This window comes from Thalassospira sp. MCCC 1A01428, from assembly GCF_002115825.1.
Classification (GTDB): domain Bacteria; phylum Pseudomonadota; class Alphaproteobacteria; order Rhodospirillales; family Thalassospiraceae; genus Thalassospira.
Map to the genome: position 1 here is coordinate 1 of NZ_JFJZ01000009.1, position 15,879 is coordinate 15,879.

The following is a 15,879-nucleotide window of genomic DNA, read 5'->3' on the forward strand; positions in this document are numbered from 1 at the left end:
ATTGGGTTCAGACCCTAATATTCCCTTTGATGCACATGGCCAGCATGAACCAGCCGTTAAATCTGCAGCGATTTTTCGGTGAAACAGGCCGACAGGCAATTGCGCAACAGGTTTTTATAAAGCGCAAACTGACGCAACTGCGCAAAATGCCCGTTTTAAGGCCCAATCCCGGCGGCACATCGTTGAGGCAAATAAGCATTCCTTATTGGCGGGTATAAAATTGTCGCAACTTGTGCGTCACTTTGCGTCGATGCACATTGCCCTGCGAAATTGAATGCATTGAGCATCCTGATATTTTCGGTCAATACCTGCTGCGGATTGGGTGCGCCTTGTTGCATCTTTTGCGCCTGATTACGCCTTGCAGGTCGGAACAATCAGGGGAACGGCAAATGCAAATGGCGGATTACATTATTGTTGGTGGCGGTTCGACGGGGTGTGTGATTGCATCGCGCCTGTCAGAAAACCCCGATTGCAGCGTTGTCCTGCTTGAAGAAGGTCCGCGTGATTATAATCCCTATATCCATATTCCCGGTGCCTATTACAAAACCGCGCAGGGCCGCCTGTTAAAACGCTATAACTGGCAACCAACTGCCGATCAGGCCCGCGATGATGACCCGACAATGGTGCAGGCCAGGGTGCTGGGGGGTGGCAGTTCGGTAAATGCCATGATTTATATTCGCGGTAACCCGGCCGATTATGACGGTTGGGCACAGGCCGGTGCAGAAGGTTGGGGGTATGATGAAGTTTTGCCCTATTTCAAAAAGGCCGAAAACAATAACCGCTTTTGCAATGATGCCCACGGCACGGATGGGCCACTTGGTGTTTCCGATATAGACCATATCCACCCCTTAACCCGTGCCTGGCTTTTGGCATGCCAGCAAAAGGGCATGCCGTTTAACCCTGATTTCAATTCAGGCGATCCGGCGGGTTGCGGGCTTTATCAGATCACCGCGCGTAATGGCCGTCGCAGCAGCGCGGCAACAGCCTATTTAAAACCGGCACGCAACCGCAAAAACCTGTCGGTTCAAACGGGTGCCCGCGTTTGCAAAATCATATGCGAAAATGGCCGTGCCACGGGTGTTGAATATGTTATGAATGGCAAAATCCGCATCTTGCGCGCCCGGCGCGAAGTGATTATTTCCGCCGGTGCCATTGCCAGCCCCAAACTTTTGATGACATCGGGTATTGGTGCGGCCGGTGCCCTTGAAAAGCACGGCATCAAGGTTTTGGCCGATGTGCCCGGCGTTGGGCAGAACCTGCAGGACCATATTGAAATGTCGCTGATCTATCAGCTTAACGGGCCGCATAGTTACGACAAATACAAAAAGCTGCACTGGAAGGCGCTGGCGGGTTTGAATTATCTGTTATTCAAAGGCGGGCCTGCATCCTCGAACCTGATAGAAGGGGGCGGTTTCTGGTGGGCAAACCGGGACGAGGCCATGCCCGACATGCAATATTTTATGGTTGTTGGCGCCGGCATTGAAGAAGGTGTCGAGGCTGTACCGGGTGGCAATGGCTGTACCATCAATCTGGGCCAGATCCGCCCGCGATCGCGTGGCGAGGTGACATTGCAATCGGACGATCCGCAAACGCCGCCACGCATTTCGCCCAATTATTTGGCCGATCCTTATGATCTGGAAACGCTGACGGACGGGGGGCTGTTTGCCATTGAAATTATGGAGCAACCCGCCATTCGCAAATATCTGCAACAGCGCCATGTGCCAGACATGAAAATTCGCACACGGGCTGATTTCAGAACATTTTGCCAAAATACGGCCCATGCTGCCTTACACCCAGCTGGTACCTGCAAAATGGGGCAGGACGACATGGCCGTGGTCGCACCAGACCTGAAAGTACGTGGGATTGACGGGTTACGGGTTGCCGATGCCTCGATCATGCCGAACCTGATTTCGGGGAACCCAAATGCGGTTTGCATCATGATCGGCGAGAAGGCTTCTGATCTGATTTTGGGTGAAAAAGCCATCTAATAGTAAAGGCCCTGCGTCACCATGCGTTAGCATCTGGTGACGCAGGGCCCCGAAATCAGATCAGTATTTCAACCAGGATATTCCCGGTGCGGTAAATGCCGCCTCGTAATAGCCATCGCCCGTATGGCGTGGTCCCTTAACATCAAATCCGGCGCGGGCGAGTTCGCTTGCCTTGTCGTTAACCGCCAGTTCACTACCCAGCGATATGGCAATATGCGACCAGCCTTCAAATTCATAGTCTTGAATCCGGTTAACCCACGGCCCGGTCATCAGTTCGATCCGGGTGCCTTTTTCCAGACTGACAAAGATGGATTGATAACCGGGGCGGTTTTGGCTGCGATAGACTGCTGATATTTGCGCCCCGAAATATTGTTGCCAAAATGCAGCCGATGCCGCCAAATCCCGCGTCCATAACGCGACATGTTCAATATAGGCCATCATCAACCCGCCGACTGTGCAGCAGCCTGACCGGCCAGTTTGCGCACGCGATTTGCGGCATCTGCCAACCGCTGGGCTGGCAGGTCACCATTTTCGACAGCCTGGCAGATACGGGTATTTAATGCGGGCAGATCATTGGCAGCTGATAATAACAATAAATCAGACCCGGCCTTTAAGGCCGCAATGGCCGCACCGGGCACATCAAAACGATCCCGCAGGGTAGCTGGCGCATCAAGATCGTCGCTAACGACAAGCCCGGCGAAACCCAGTTTTTTCAGCGCCGATATTGTCGGTTCCGATAAGGAAGATGGCATATCAGCATCCATCGCCGGGACAAGGGCAGGGCCAGTCATAATAGCACGCGGGCCCGCCGCAATGACCCCGGCAAAAACCGATATCGCCCGGTCAATATCATCCTTGCTGGCAATGATGGTGGCGATATCCGTTGCCGGGTCGCCATCAATATCGGGGTGGCCGGGAAAATGCTTTGCCACGGTGATAATCCCTGCCGCTTCAACCCCCTTGATAAAGGCACTGGCAATGCGGGTGGTATGTGCGGGGTCATCGGCCAGTGTGCGGCCCTGAAGCCATGGGTTATTGCCGGTTATCACATCAACGACTGGCGATAGAAACATGGTCACGCCCAATGCACGGGCGGCCTTTGCCATTGCAAGTGAGGATACGTAAATTTCGTCATCGCTCATGGCCAGAAGTGCGTCACGGCCCGGTATTTGCGGCACCATACCATGCAAGCGTAAAATTCCGGCCGGTTCCTGATCAAGGGCAATGATCGCACCGCCCGCCTTTTTATGGATCAGCGATGCAAAGGCACCAAAATCCGCCGCTGTTTCGGACTGACAGCGCGTTTCCGACATTTTGCGGGCAACATATTCAGCACGGTTTTCCCCCAAAAGCAGGGTTTTGCCGCCTTCGGAAAAATACTGTTCCAGGGCCGGTGTCAGTTCCAGATTATCGATCGCCGGCAATAAAACGGCATTGGCATCCAGGACAAGCTGGCTCATAGGGTCCTCGTTTCAGGATTTGGGTTTGCGGGCCAGATATGGCCCTAACAGGGCGGAAAGGGGCTTATCGGGGCTTATGGACTGCGCCAGTGCATGGGCATCATCCGCCCCGATAAAGGGAACCAGCCCGTTTTCAATGGTGTCGGGATGTTCCAGCATGCCGCGCGACCGGCCAAGGTTAACAACAAGCCCGTCAATGCATTGCTTTGCCAGTGTTTTCATCGCCTTTGTCAGCATGCCCGTCGCGCCGAGCAGCGAATGGGCCAGCATTGGTTCAAACGGGTTGCGCTGCAATTGCCCGGCTTCGGCGGCCAGGCTGATAGCAACGTCGCTACCGATAATCTGAAAGGCAACCTGGTTAACCATTTCGGGGATCACCGGGTTTATTTTACCGGGAATTTGCGGTGAACCTGCCTGCACCGGCGGAAGCGACAATTCACCAATACCCCCATTCGGTCCGCTGGCAAGCAGGCGCAAATCATTGCAAATCTTTGATAATGTAATCGCCTGGCGCTTTAACCCCGCTGAAAGCCCAACAAGGTCGGACATATTCCATGCCGCCGCCACCAGATCATGCGCTGGCATCAGTGACAGGCTGGTAAGAGTTTCAAGTTCTTTGATCACAGCGTGGGTAAATGCCGGTTGATCGCTCAGCGATGACCCGGCAATGGTGCCGCCAAGATTGATCTGCGAAAGCCCGGCGCGCATCGCCAGCGTGTTTTCAAGATCATGTAACAGGACATGCGAAAAGGCGGCAAATTCCTCGCCTATTTTCATGGGCACGGCATCCATCAAATGGGTGCGTGCCAGTTTCAAATCATCCTTGAAAGCCCGGCCTTTGGCGGCAAAACTTTCGGCAAGGCCGGAAACGGCATTTTTCAGTTCGGCCAGTTCAAATAACAGGGCAATGCGCAAGGCCGTACTGTGCACATCAGTTGTTGATTGCGACAGATTAACATCATCAACCGGATGCAAATGTTCATAATTGCCGCAGGCATAACCCAGCAATTCCAGCCCGCGATTGGCGATGATTTCGTTTAAATTCATATGGCTGGAGGTGCCACCCCCGCCCTGAAACACATCGACAATCAAATGCCGGGCATGCTGGCCTGCCAGAAGTTCGTCGCACACCCGGCCAATAACATCGGCCTTTTCATCGGTCAGCAGGCCCAACCGGTTATTGGCAATGGCAGCGGCCTTTTTAACCAGGGCAAAGGCCTTAACCAGCGGGCGCAGACTTGCCAGCGTTGTACCTGAAACATTGAAATTTTCCGATGCGCGCAGGCTGTGAATACCATAAAGCGCATCTCGCGGAATTTTGCGGCTGCCTAGCGCATCGGTTTCCAGGCGCACCCAGCTTGGATCTGGCTCCATCACCGTTTTCCTGCATTTGCTATCGGCAGGCCCAAACTGACTCTGCCGGAATGATCACAACGGTAAATCAGCCTCTGGGATGCAGTTCGATTGCCAGCCAGACGGAGTCGGTATCGGCGTAATAACGATGCCAGGGATAGGTCCATTCATTTTCACCCGTAACCCGGCAAAACGGATCATGTGAATAGCCCGCGGGCATTAAAAGATCTTCGTAAAGTGTGCTTTCATCACGGGTGGCAAATTTCTGCATACGGCCAAGGCCATGAATTTGCGTATGAACTTCCAAAAACGGATGTTCATTATGGATGAAGCAATCCGTATCACCCGGCGACCACCACAGATTAAGTTTCAGGTCAAATTCCTGCGGGGCTGTTGAATCGCGCCGTTCATTGGTAAACACAAACGGGTCGGTAACGACGCTGCCGATATGGTCCTGCGGGGAAATATAAAGCGGTGTATCGCGCGGAAAACTGCGAATACGGTTTCCCAGCCAGTCCCAGTCACGCAGGCCAACACCGCCCAGATTGGTGCGTTTGACAACCTTGATCACGGCCGCACGTTCACCAGACTTGATCACGCCCCCCTTAAGCCAGGTCGATTTCCATGCTGGAACAATTGCCGGGTGGTCCGTGCCCGTAATCATCGGGGCAGGTGACAGGTTGATAACAACCCCATCCTTAACATGATAATCACAAGGATTATCAATAAGCTGTGCCGTGATGAATTCGTCGTGAAAGGCGAGGTTGCGGACTTCATTCGTCATGATTCAATGCCTGTCGGTTTCCGTTAAGTTGCCGATAGCAAACCATCTTATTTCGACGCAGGCCAGTTCGCGATAAAAGCAATTATGACGCACTTTGAAGCAGAAATTGGCACTGATTGCGCAAAAACTAGCTGGGTTTGATCATGTCGGGCGCTTCGCCCAGATATTCACGTGCTTCGCGCGGAATCGAATTGTCGTTCATATCAAGGGTGGTTGTGCTTTGCAGTTCTTCACGGCTGAGAAGGCCGGGGCGCCGGTAATGCAAAACGGCCCGGGTTGAAAAAGGCTGGCGGAACATGGTTGCAGCCACGCCACTGACAATGCCAAACATGAAACGTTTGGCGCTGCGCTGCACGCTGGAAAAAATACCAAAGGTAAATTCGTTCCGCTGCACCGATTCAAAATCGATGCAGAAAACCCGGTCTTCTACCGGGAAGGTAAAGCCATGATATTTAAAGATATATTCGGTTTTCTTCGGGTTGTCGTAACTGGGAAAGCGTTCAACATAATAGTGATTGAGGAAATCGCCATTCTGGAAAATGCAGAAGGCAGAACGCAAAATCTTGCGCGAATAGATTGACGAATACTGGTAGCGGTCATAACAGCCGACATATTCGCCCATATCCACCTTGCTTGAGACCGCGACCGTATCAAGGAAGCTGAGCACCTGTGGCGCGCGGCGCAAATTATCCAGCACATCGAAGAAATTGCCATCAACCAGCGCCCTGAAATGTTCGGGTTCGGAAAACAGAACTTCCGGGCTCAGACCAAAGAAATTGGCGATGATGCGAATATTCCCCGATGACGGCAAATGTTTGCCCGACAGATATTTGTTGAATTGCTGCCGGTTGATGCCGACCTTGCGGCATATGTGCGAGATGGAGCCCTGACGGTCACATAACAGGCGAAGATTGGCCGAAAATGCCGCCAGGCGAGCCGTTGTTTCATGTTGCGGTAGCAAATCTTTGGCCTCTCACTACTTCGCACATTGTGCGTCAATTTGCGTCATCAATCTATCATATGCGAAATTGCCCGGACCCTGTCAAGTCTGCAAGATTTTGATCAGCAACAACGCAGATACGCCACTTGCTCAAAGGGCGTAACACAAGCAGGGAAGCAAAGATTATGAAACTAACGGGCGGTCAAGTCGTTGCCAAGGCGCTCAAGGAATATGGCGTAGAATATGTAGCCGGCGTTCCGGGGCATGGCATCTGGTCACTTTTTGATGCCTTCATGCAGGAAGGTTCGGAAATTCCGTTCATCCAGGTCATGCATGAACAAAGTGCTGTACACATGGCCGATGGGTATTACCGCGCATGTGGCAAGCCGATGGCATGTTCAACCTCGGTCGGGCCGGGTGCAACCAACACCATCATTGGACTGGCAACGGCCTATTGTGACTCAACGTCGGTTTTTTATGTGTCGGGTTCACCGCAAACCTACATGCACGGCCATGGCACGATGCAGGAACTCGAACGCCAGCAGGACAATGCCTTTCCCCGTATTACCGAACAGGTAACCAAGCGCGCCTGGCAGGCAAAATCGGTCGAAGTATTGCCAACTATCATGCATCGCGCCTTTAACGAGATGATGACGGGTCGTCCCGGCCCGGTCCATGTTGAAGTACCGATGGATGTGCAGGTTGAAGCAGCCGATGTCACGATCCACCCGTTGCAAAGCCGCCTTCCCATCGGTATTGCCCACCCGGACCCGGCCGCGATTGAAGCCGCCGTCAAACTGCTGCAATCGGCCAAACGGCCGGTGATTGTTGCCGGCGGAGGGGCTATTACCGCCAACGCATCCAGGGCCTTGACGGAACTGGCCGAACGCCTTGGCGCTGCTGTTTCCATCACCTGGAACGGCAAGGGTGCCATTTCCGAGGATCACGAACTGTTTATTGGCGCTGTTGGCCAGACCGGCACCACATGTGGCAACAAAATCACGTCTTCCGCCGATGTTGTGTTGTCGGTTGGTTGCCGCTTTACCGACTGGTCGGCATCGTCCTATGCGCAGGGGGTCAGCTTTTCGATCCCGCCGGGAAAACTGGTCCATATTGACCTTGATCCCCGCGAAATTGGCAAAACCTATCCGACCGAAGTTGGCGTTGTCGCCGATGCCAAAATCGCCCTTGAGGCAATGCTGGCCCTGGTCCCCGCGGATAATGCAGCACAGGCCCGCATTGAAAACGAAGCCTTCCTTGCCGATGTCAAACAGGCAAAGGCGGACTGGGAAGCACAGGTGTCCCCGCGTGAAAACAGCCGCGAAACCCCGTTTACATCGCAGCGCCCGCTTCGCGCCCTGCGCAATGTACTGGACCGGAACGGCATTGTTGTAGTTGGCTCGGGCAATACGCAGGGGTCGGTCAAACAAAGCTTTCCGGTTTACGAACCGCGTACCCATATTACATCGGGGTCCTTTTCGCCGATGGGCTGGGCAGTGCCCGCCGCCATGGGCGCCAAACTGGCCTGCCCGGACCAGCAGGTAGTGGCCATTGTCGGCGATGGTGATTTCATGATGTCGTTGCCTGAAATGGGAACGGCCGTCATGAACGGGATCAATGTTGTATTCCTTGTTCTGAACAACCAGGGCTACATGTCGATCCGGGGTGGGCAGCGCAAATTCATGGGCCGTCATATCGCATCGGAATTCAACCATCATGCCGGCAATGGTGCGCCATATTCGGCCGATCTGACCGCAACGGCACGCGCCTTTGGCCTGCAGGCCTGGAAGGTTGAAAAGGATGAAGACCTTGAAAGCAGCCTGAAAGCCGCACTTGATTGTAATGGTCCGGCGTTGGTGGAAGTCATCGTCTCGCGCGATGCGGCAGGACCGTTTGCAACGGGCTGGTGGGATTTCCCGTCACCGGCTTATTACGAAAAAGAACAGGCCGCCTATAGCGAGATGCGCAAAAAAGAACAGCATCTGTAATCGCCCGTCGGGCAGGGAAGGGCCGCGATAAAGCCCTTCCCACCTGACGCACGGCGACGACTACACCATCATCTCCAAACCATAAATTTGCACAGCGGGTGAATGCGATGCGTCACCCGAAAGGGTAGATATTTGCATGATCAGGCATTTTAAAACCGCACGCCTTCAAAGCAGCGACCACACAGACCCCGCCGTAACCAAGGCCGTTGAAACGCTTTTGGCCGAAGTGGCCGGGGGCGGTGACCGCGCGGTTCGGGAACTAAGCATCCGTTTTGACGGGCTTGATCGCGACTGTTACCGGCTTAGCGATGCCGAAATTTCCGCCTGTGTTAACGGGCTGAGCAAACAGGAACGCCACGACCTGGATTTCGCCCAGGAACAGGTTGGCAATTTTGCCCGTTTGCAGCGCGCAACCATGACCGACCTTGAAGTTGAAACGCTTCCCGGTGTGGTTTTGGGACATAAGAATGTGCCAATTGAAAATGTTGGCTGTTATGTCCCGGGCGGGAAATATCCGTTGCTGGCATCCGCCCATATGACGGTGCTGACCGCAAAGGTCGCAGGCTGCAAACGCGTTATTACATGTGCGCCGCCCTTCAAGGGTGAAATCGCCCAGAAAATCGTCGCAGCCCAGCATTTGGCCGGTGCTGACGAAATTTATTGCCTGGGCGGTGTGCAGGCCATTGCGGCCATGGGTTATGGCACCGAAACCATCAAACCGGTTGATATGCTGGCAGGCCCCGGCAATGCCTATGTGGCCGAAGCCAAACGCCTTTTGTTTGGTAAAGTCGGCATCGATCTGTTTGCCGGGCCGACCGAAACCCTGGTTATTGCCGATGAAACCGTTGATGGCGAAATTTGTGCAACCGATTTGTTAGGGCAAGCCGAACACGGCACCAATTCACCGGCAGTCATGATCACCAATTCCGAAAAATTGGCCCGCGACACCATTGAGCAGATTGATCGCCTGTTGCAAATCCTGCCAACCGCGGAAATCGCTGCAAAGGCCTGGCAGGATTACGGCGAAATCATCGTTTGCGATACCCTTGAAGAAATGGTGCAGGAAGGCGACCGTGTTGCATCCGAGCATGTGCAGGTCATGACCAGCGACCCTGACTATTTCCTGGAAAACATGACCAATTACGGTGCGTTGTTTTTGGGTGAACGCACCAATGTTGCCTTTGGTGACAAGGTCATTGGCACCAACCACACCTTACCCACCCTTAAGGCCGCACGTTACACCGGCGGGCTTTGGGTTGGAAAATTCCTTAAGACCTGCACCTATCAGCGCATTCTGACCGATGAGGCATCGGCCAAAATCGGGGCTTACGGGTCACGTCTTTGCCACATGGAAGGCTTCATCGGCCATGCCGAACAAGCCAACATCCGTGTTCGCCGTTTTGGGGGCCGCAATATCGGGTATGGCGCGGCTGTAGACGGCTAACGTCACGTTATCCGGACCGAGACGAGCACAAAGCCGCCGGTCCGGGATTTTTTCACGCTCAATCTTTCAAATCAGGGAGTTTCTGATGAACAAATTAAAATCCGCCTTCGTGGCGGGCCTGCTGGTTGCGGCCTCGTCACTGCCATCCCATGCCGAAACCAAGATCGAAGTTCTGCATCACTGGGTATCGGAAAGTGAAGTCGCGGCCCTGAATGTTATTCGCAATGCACTGGCCGAAAAAGGATATGGCTGGCAGGACAGTGCGGTTGGTGGCATGTCGGGCGCCAATGCCCAACAGGCCTTGCGCACGCGCCTTGCCGCTGGCAACCCGCCTGCAGCGATGCAGTTTCTGGGCTATGAAGGGCTGGACTGGGCCAGCGAAGGCGTTTTGCGCAATATGAACGACATGGCAACCGCCAATGGCTGGCAAAAGGCCATTGCGCCCCAGGTTTTACCATTTGTTGAATCAAATGACGGCTTTTTTGCCGTTCCCATCAACATGCATCGTCAGAACTGGGTTTGGGCCAACAAAAAGGTGTTCGACAAGGTCGGCATTGAACAGCCGCAATCCTGGGAAGAGCTGATTGCAGATGGCAAGAAACTGAAAGATGCCGGCATCATCCCGCTGGCGATTGGCGATGAACCCTGGCAGATCCAGGTGGTGTTTGATTCCCTTGTTGCCGACATTGGCGGACCGGAATTTTATAAAAAAGCGATGGTCGATCTGGATGACGAGGTCCTTTCCAGTGACACGATGAAACATATCTTTGACACGCTTCGCGAAGTACGCGGCCTTGTTGACGATCGTTTCAATGGCCGGGACTGGGCCGTTGCAACCGGTATGGTCATTAACGGCCAGGCTGCCATGCAGGTGATGGGTGACTGGGCCAAGGGTGAATTTCTGGCAAAGGGCCTGAAACCCGATACCGATTTCCTGTGCTTTGCCACACCCAGCAAAACCCCGTCCTTCCTTTTTCTGATCGACAGTTTTGGCATGTTTTACATCAATGATGAAAACGTGACCAAAGGTCAGGACGCCCTGGCACAGGTGATCATGGACCCGAAAGTCCAGCGCGATTTCAACAAGATCAAAGGATCGATCCCCGCACGTAGCGATGTTTCGGTCGATGATTTTGATGCCTGCGCCCGGAAGGGTTTCCAGGAACGTACCGAAGCCATCAATGATGGCGCCATGCTTGGCGCTGCAACACATGGCTTTGCCAGCCAGCCGCAATTCGCTGGCGTATTTGGCGATGTTGCCGCCCGGTTCTTTGTTACGGAAATGTCCTCGGACGAAGCTGTGGAAATGCTTGTCGACGGCATCGACAACGCCCGCTAGGCGCGCTTAACGGCCGGGCCTGTGGCGCATTTCACAGGCCCGGCAATCCGTATCCCCCCACGATTTCCACGATTTCCCGGCGAGGAATACATGTTTCGAAACACACATCTTACGGACCGGTTGGCGAAATGGTTACCCCGCCTGGTTTTGACACCAAGTATGGTGATGGTTTTGGTTGGCGTTTATCTGTTCATGGTCTGGACAGGCTGGATATCGCTTTCATCATCGCGCATGGTGCCCCATTACGACTTTGTCGGTCTTGAGCAATATATCCGCCTGTGGTCCACACCGCGCTGGCACACGGCTGTTATCAATCTGTTCCTGTTCAGTTTTCTGTTTCTTGCCATCACGGTGGGAACGGGCCTGATCATTGCCATTCTGCTTGATCAGAATATCCGTGCCGAAGGCGCGTTGCGTGCGGTGTATCTGTATCCCATGTCGCTTTCCTTCATTGTGACGGGTACGGCCTGGAAATGGATTTTAAACCCCGATCTTGGCATTGAAAAAGTGGTGCGCAGCCTGGGCTGGGAAAGCTTTGTCTTTGACTGGATCACGCGGCCCAATTTTGCCATTTACACCATTGTCATTGCGGCAGTCTGGCAATCATCGGGGTTTGCCATGGCCATTTTCCTTGCCGGTTTGCGCGGCATTGATAATTCCGTGATCAAGGCCGCCCAGATCGAGGGCGCATCCCTGCCCAAAATTTACCGCAGCATCATTATCCCCATGCTGCGCCCGGCATTTCTTTCGGTCATCGTGTTGCTTAGCTATATCGCAATCAAAAACTTTGATCTGGTCCTGGCTATGACCAATGGCGGGCCGGGTAGTGCGACCGAAGTACCCTCCACCTTCATGTTTTCCGCGACATTTCGCCGTAACCAGATGGGGGTAGGGGCCGCAAGTGCGATCATGATGCTGATGACCGTGGCTGCCATCATCATTCCCTATCTTTATTCCGAATTGAAGGAGAGCCGCCATGCCGACTAAAACCGGCTCTGCCCGCAAATCCGTTATCATTGGCAAATTCATCATTTATGGCAGCCTGATCGCCATTGCCAGCGTCTATCTGATGCCGCTTTGGGTCATGGTGACAACGTCGTTAAAATCGCTTGATGAAATCTATTCGGGGTCGTTTATCGGCTTACCCCAAGCCATCACCTTTGATGCCTGGGCCAAGGCATGGGGCGAGGCCTGCATTGGCACGGCCTGTACCGGCCTTAAACCCTATTTTATTAATTCGCTGATGATGGTGGTGCCCGCGGTTGCCCTTTCGACCGGTCTTGGCGCGATCAACGGGTATGTTCTGACCAAGTGGCGTTTCCCCTATCACAATGTCGTATTTGGCCTGCTGTTATTTGGCTGTTTTTTGCCCTATCAGGCAGTATTGCTGCCCATGGCGCAAATTTTGGGGATGCTGAAACTTTCAGGCAGCATTTCCGGGCTGGTTCTGGTGCATACGGTTTATGGTGTGTGTTTCACAACCCTGTTTTTCCGCAATTATTTCATCACCATCCCCGATGAACTGACAAAGGCCGCACAGATCGACGGCGCGGGTTTCTTTCGCATTTTCTTCTCGATCATGCTGCCTGCTGCGCTTCCCATTCTGGTGGTGTCATGCATCTGGCAGTTCACCCAGATCTGGAATGATTTCCTGTTTGGGGTGTCCTTTACCGCGGGTGAAAACACGCCAATTACGGTTGCGCTTAACAACATCGTCAACGTGACGATGGGCCGCAAACAATACAATGTCGATATGGCGGCTGCCATGATCGCCGCTCTTCCCACACTTTTTGTCTATATCGTTGCTGGCCGCTTTTTCGTTCGCGGGCTTACAGCAGGCGCAGTGAAAGGCTGATTGAAAAATGGCTACTCTGGAAATTGATCGCGTACGAAAAAGCTATGGCAATCTCGAGGTTCTCAAGGAAGTCAGTATCTCGATCGAGGCAGGCGATTTTCTGGTTCTTCTGGGGCCGTCGGGTTGTGGCAAGTCAACGCTGCTAAGCCTGATTGCCGGGCTGGAAGAAATTACCGACGGTGAAATCCGCATTGGCGGGCAGGGGGTCAATGATTTGATGCCCAAGGACCGCGACATTGCCATGGTGTTTCAATCCTATGCCTTGTATCCGACGATGACGGTGCGCGAAAACATCGAATTTGGCATGAAAATTCGCAAAACTGCCAAGGCTGACCGGGAAAAGGCCACCCAGGCCGCCGTCGAACTGTTGCAGATCGACCATTTGCTGGATCGCAAACCATCGCAGCTTTCCGGCGGGCAGCGCCAGCGTGTGGCAATGGGCCGGGCACTGGTGCGCAATCCCAAGCTGTTTTTGTTTGACGAACCGTTATCCAACCTAGATGCCAAATTGCGTGTCGATATGCGCACCGAAATCAAACGGTTACATCAACGGCTTGGCACGACCATCGTCTATGTCACCCACGACCAGATCGAGGCGATGACCCTGGCAACCCGTGTGGCGGTGATGAAAGACGGCATCGTTCAGCAGCTTGATGACCCGCAAACCGTTTATGAACGCCCGGCGAATGTATATGTGGCGAAATTCGTTGGTTCGCCTGCCATGAACATCGTGCCAGGCACCATGACCGCGGGCAGCGACACCCCCGTTATCCGTGTGCGCCAAACCAATGGCGAAGACGCCCTGATGACAAATATTCCCCTTAGCGACGCGGCAAAGGCGAAATATGCCGGCAAGGATGTATTGGTTGGACTTCGCCCGGAAGGTTTTTCGGTAAATACAAATGCCGATGCAAGTGCCAATGTCACCATCGAGGTGGTTGAACCAACCGGACCTGATGCCCTGGCGATGTTTGCCCTTGGCGGTGCCGATGTTACCGCGCGCGTCCCGCCACAAACCCTGAAAAGCGGGCAGGTCGTATCTTTGGGCATTGATGCAGCAAAAATCGTGCTGTTTGATCCCCAAACCGAACAACGCATCGATTAAGGCGACCCGGCATGACCTTTTCTTGCGACATCATCATTATCGGTTCCGGGATTGGCGGGGCGACGCTGGCGTCGTCCCTGGCCCCTACAGGTGCCAAAATCCTGATCCTGGAGCGTGGCCCCCATTTACAACACACACCGGAAGCCCGCGATGATGTCGCCATTTTTCAAAAGGGTTTTTATCAATCCGATGAAGAATGGCTGGCAACCGATGGCGAACGGTTTTTGCCGGGGAACTATTACTATGTCGGGGGGAATTCCAAATTCTATGGCGCGGTGATGTACCGTTACCGTGAACAGGATTTTACCCCCCGGCCACATCCCGAAGGGCAATCGCCGGGCTGGCCAATCAGTTATGGTGATCTTGCCCCGTGGTATGATGCGGCCGAAAATCTGTTTCAGGTGCATGGTGCCCTGGGACAGGACCCGACCGACCCGCCGCGCGCCCATGATTTTCCCTTTCCCGCCGTACCCGATGAACCGGCGATGGCGCGCGTTCGTCAGCGCCTGCAAAAAGCGGGGGTTACGCCGGCCAGCCTGCCACTTGCCATCGACATCAAAACCTGGCTTGCCGAGGGTAAAACCGGCTGGGATGCCTTCCCCAATACCGGCAAAGGCAAGATTGATGCGCAATCAGGGCCGCTGGATCAGGCCTTAAAACACGCGAATGTTGAACTTTGGCCCAATGCCCGGGTAACGCGTATTGAAACCGATGACAGCGGCCAAACCGCCACGTCGGTTATGGTCACCCAAGACGGGCGTGAAGAACGCATTTTTGCAAAGCATATTGTTGTTGCCGCAGGTGCCGTGCAATCCGCCGCATTATTACTGCGCTCGGCAAACAATGCGCATCCGGCTGGTTTGGCAAACAAGTCAGATCAAGTCGGGCGCAATTTCATGAACCATAATACCAGTGCCATGATCACGATGAACCCGTTTTTGAAAAACGACTGTGTTTATCAAAAAACACTGTGTTTCAATGATTTCTATAATAACAGCCCGGCAGGAACGGGGCCGTTGGGCAATGTGCAATGCCTGGGGCGTATTACCGGCAACATCCTGAAGGCACAGGTGCCAATGTTACCGGCCTTTGTGGCAAAGGTAATTGCCGGGCGTGCCTTTGGCTGGTTCCTGACCAGCGAAGACCTGCCCAACCCGCAAAGCCGTGTCATGATCCGGGGCAATGACATTGTTGTCGATTGGCAGCGATCCAACATGCAAGCGCATCACCAACTGATTGCCCAGACAAAAAAGGTGATGAAACGTGCAGGTTTTCCGATTGTTGCCATTCGCACCTTTGGCCGCAAAACAACATCGCATCAATGTGGTACGGCACGACTGGGGATTGATCCGCACACTTCGGTCGTCAATCCCGATTGCCAGTCCCACGACATTGCCAATCTGTGGGTCACGGATGCGTCCGTTCTGCCAACATCCGCTGCAGTAAACCCGGCGCTGACAATTGCCGCACTAGCCCTGAAAGCGGGTAAAGCCATTTCACAGAAAATATCGGCCAACAATCCCTGATCACTGGTATTGCCCGCCTGCCTGCCCATACGCCTCTCCCAACAGGACAGGAGCGGGCGAGCGATGCGCCGTGTTTAACCTCTCCCTCACCTGGCAC

Annotated in this window: 14 protein-coding genes; 9 read left to right on the forward strand and 5 right to left on the reverse strand. The window is 53.9% G+C overall.

All coding sequences use genetic code 11. The features are described 5' to 3' along the window. Both THS27_RS27170 and THS27_RS09435 read left to right on the forward strand, forming a co-directional pair. The coding region (locus THS27_RS27170) for a hypothetical protein (RefSeq protein WP_210402867.1) at positions 1-218 on the forward strand (218 nt) is incomplete at its 5' end. Positions 219-395: 177 nt separating this feature from the next. After that, a complete protein-coding gene (locus THS27_RS09435) occupies positions 396-1,988 on the forward strand; it encodes a GMC family oxidoreductase (protein WP_139835536.1) in 1,593 nt (530 codons plus the stop codon). 60 nt (positions 1,989-2,048) lie between these two features. Here THS27_RS09435 and THS27_RS09440 read toward each other — a convergent pair whose 3' ends face one another. The 5 genes from THS27_RS09440 to THS27_RS09460 form a co-directional block, all read right to left on the reverse strand. Then, the gene (locus tag THS27_RS09440) at positions 2,049-2,429 is read right to left on the reverse strand and encodes a VOC family protein (protein ID WP_210402868.1); all 381 of its coding nucleotides are present in this window, start codon (positions 2,427-2,429) and stop codon (positions 2,049-2,051) included. Beyond that, positions 2,429-3,448 carry a glycoside hydrolase family 3 N-terminal domain-containing protein gene (locus THS27_RS09445; protein ID WP_085590178.1) on the reverse strand — a complete coding sequence of 340 codons (1,020 nt, stop codon included), beginning with the start codon at positions 3,446-3,448 and terminating at the stop codon, positions 2,429-2,431. Before THS27_RS09445 ends, THS27_RS09440 begins: the two co-directional genes overlap by 1 nt. 12 nt (positions 3,449-3,460) lie before the next feature. After that, positions 3,461-4,822, reverse strand: coding sequence for an aspartate ammonia-lyase (locus tag THS27_RS09450; protein ID WP_085590180.1), 1,362 nt, complete (start codon positions 4,820-4,822; stop codon positions 3,461-3,463). Positions 4,823-4,889: 67 nt separating this feature from the next. Further along, positions 4,890-5,585 carry a hypothetical protein gene (locus THS27_RS09455; RefSeq protein ID WP_085590182.1) on the reverse strand — a complete coding sequence of 232 codons (696 nt, stop codon included), beginning with the start codon at positions 5,583-5,585 and terminating at the stop codon, positions 4,890-4,892. A 127-nt stretch (positions 5,586-5,712) separates the two neighbouring features. Then, positions 5,713-6,546, reverse strand: coding sequence for a helix-turn-helix transcriptional regulator (locus THS27_RS09460; RefSeq protein ID WP_085590184.1), 834 nt, complete (start codon positions 6,544-6,546; stop codon positions 5,713-5,715). Between the two features lie 164 nt (positions 6,547-6,710). Here THS27_RS09460 and THS27_RS09465 point away from each other — a divergent pair, with 164 nt between their 5' ends. The 7 genes from THS27_RS09465 (at position 6,711) to THS27_RS09495 (ending at position 15,782) form a co-directional block, all read left to right on the forward strand. Next, entirely contained in the window at positions 6,711-8,513 is a 1,803-nt protein-coding gene (locus tag THS27_RS09465; protein WP_085590186.1) for a thiamine pyrophosphate-binding protein, read from the forward strand. A 136-nt stretch (positions 8,514-8,649) separates the two neighbouring features. Beyond that, the gene (hisD, locus tag THS27_RS09470; protein ID WP_085590188.1) at positions 8,650-9,957 is read left to right on the forward strand and encodes a histidinol dehydrogenase; all 1,308 of its coding nucleotides are present in this window, start codon (positions 8,650-8,652) and stop codon (positions 9,955-9,957) included. Positions 9,958-10,042: 85 nt separating this feature from the next. Continuing rightward, positions 10,043-11,296 carry an ABC transporter substrate-binding protein gene (locus tag THS27_RS09475; protein ID WP_085590190.1) on the forward strand — a complete coding sequence of 418 codons (1,254 nt, stop codon included), beginning with the start codon at positions 10,043-10,045 and terminating at the stop codon, positions 11,294-11,296. A 90-nt stretch (positions 11,297-11,386) separates the two neighbouring features. Next, positions 11,387-12,283 (forward strand): carbohydrate ABC transporter permease, encoded by an 897-nt coding sequence (locus tag THS27_RS09480; protein ID WP_085590192.1) that lies wholly within the window; start codon positions 11,387-11,389, stop codon positions 12,281-12,283. Next, positions 12,273-13,151: a carbohydrate ABC transporter permease gene (locus THS27_RS09485; protein ID WP_085590194.1), complete on the forward strand. Its 879-nt coding sequence runs from the start codon at positions 12,273-12,275 to the stop codon at positions 13,149-13,151. The genes THS27_RS09480 and THS27_RS09485 overlap by 11 nt, the downstream gene beginning before the upstream one ends. 7 nt (positions 13,152-13,158) lie before the next feature. Then, a complete protein-coding gene (locus THS27_RS09490) occupies positions 13,159-14,256 on the forward strand; it encodes an ABC transporter ATP-binding protein (RefSeq protein ID WP_085590196.1) in 1,098 nt (365 codons plus the stop codon). 11 nt (positions 14,257-14,267) lie between these two features. Then, on the forward strand, positions 14,268-15,782 hold the full coding sequence (locus THS27_RS09495) for a GMC oxidoreductase (RefSeq protein WP_085590198.1): 1,515 nt from the start codon (positions 14,268-14,270) through the stop codon (positions 15,780-15,782). Positions 15,783-15,879: the final 97 nt, after the last annotated feature.